Origin of the sequence: Micromonospora sp. DT231, from assembly GCF_049847025.1 — a bacterium.
GTDB lineage: Bacteria > Actinomycetota > Actinomycetes > Mycobacteriales > Micromonosporaceae > Micromonospora.
The window spans coordinates 1-1,775 of sequence record NZ_JBNCNO010000034.1 but is presented as its reverse complement, the minus strand read 5'-3'; the positions used below and the strand labels follow the sequence as shown (position 1 = coordinate 1,775).

General features: G+C 72.4%; 1 protein-coding gene. It reads right to left on the bottom strand.

What is annotated here, in order from left to right; genetic code table 11:
* Positions 1 to 1,775, bottom strand: a 1,775-nt coding sequence (locus tag ACPXBU_RS34780) for a beta-ketoacyl synthase N-terminal-like domain-containing protein (RefSeq protein ID WP_425761393.1), incomplete at both ends; no start/stop codon positions are given.

Below are 1,775 nucleotides of genomic sequence, written 5' to 3'. Positions count from 1 at the left end.
TTGATCGACCCCAGCCACAGCGGCTCGGACCGGTCCTGGCCGTACGTGGCCAACAACGCCTGCGCCTCGATCGGGTCACCCAGCGTGGTGCCGGTGCCATGCGCCTCCACGACGTCCACATCCGCCGTCGACAGTCGGGCATTGGCGAGGGCTTGACGGATGACGCGTTCCTGCGACGGCCCGTTCGGCGCGGTCAGGCCGTTCGACGCGCCGTCCTGATTGACCGCGCTACCACGGATCACCCCGAGCACCCGGTGGCCGTTGCGCTCCGCGTCGGAGAGCCGTTCCAGCAGCAGGACGCCGACGCCCTCACCCCACGCCGTACCGTCGGCGGCCGCCGCGAACGCCTTCACCCGCCCGTCCGGGGCCAGCCCGCGCTGCCGGCTGAAGTCGACGAAGGACGTCGGTGTGACCAGGATCGAGGCGGCGCCGGCCAGTGCCAGCGAGCACTCGCCCTGGCGCAGCGACTGGAGGGCCAGGTGAATCGCGACAAGCGAGGACGAGCACGCGGTGTCGACCGAGACCGCCGGGCCTTCCAGGCCGAGGGCGTACGCCACCCGGCCGGAGACGACGGCGGCCATGCTGCCGGTCAGCAGGTAGCCGTCGAAGTTCTCGCCGGCCTCGGCCACCAGCGTGCCGTACTCCTGGCCGCTGGTGCCCACGAAGACGCCGGTGTCGCTGCCGCGCGCGGACTGCGGGTCGATCCCACCGTGCTCGAACGCCTCCCAGCACGTCTCCAGCAGCAGCCGCTGCTGCGGGTCCATGGAGAGCGCCTCGCGCGGGCTGATGCCGAAGAACCCGGCGTCGAAGTCGCCGATCCCGGCCATGAAGCCGGCCTTGTTGACGTAGCTCTTGCCGGGCTGCTCCGGGTCGGGGTGGTAGATGCCGTCGATGTCCCAGCCGCGGTCGGTCGGCATCTCACTGATGGCGTCCATCTCGTCGGCGACAAGTCGCCACAGGTCGGCCGGTGAGCCGACACCACCGGGATACCGGCAGCTCATACCCACGATGGCGATCGGTTCGTCGGAGGCGGTGGCGGCCGCCGCGACCCGGGTGGCGGCGACCCGGCCGCCGGGCAGGAGCCCGTCCAGGTGGCGGGCCAACGCCTGCGGGGTGGGATGGTCGAAGACCGCCGTTGCCGGCAGGCGCAGGCCGATGGCACCGCTGAGACGATTGCGGACGTCCACCGCCGTCAGCGAGTCGAAGCCGAGGTCCTTGAACGGCCGGTCGGCGACGACCGCGTCGCCAGAGGAATGACCGAGCGCGGCGGCCGCGTGCGTACGCACGAGATCCAGCAGGTAGCGGGCGCGCTCGTCCTCGGTCATCCCGTCGAGAGGCGTACCCGTCGCGTCGCCCGTCGTCCGCGCCGCGGCCCGCCGCCGCGGCCCGGTGGCCAGGGCCTCGAGCAGCACGGGCAGGTCGGTGTCGCGGCGCAGTGCCGCGGTCCGCAGCACGAACGGTGCGACGACGGGCTCGTCCTGGGCGACGCCCGCGTCGAACAGCCGCAGTGCGTCGTCGGCGTCGAGTCGCCCGAGGCCGTTCCGCAGCATCCGCTGAGCGTCTCCCCCGCTGCTCTGCCACGGGCCCCAGGCCAGTGAGGTCGCGGGCAGCCCCTGGTCCCGGCGGTGCTGGGCGAGCGCGTCGAGGTAGGCGTTCGCCGCGGCGAAGTTCGCCTGACCGGGAGCGCCCAGCAGGCCCGCGACGGAGGAGAAGAGGACGAACGCCTTCAGATCCTTGGTCAACTCATGCAGATGCCACGCACCATCCACCTTCGC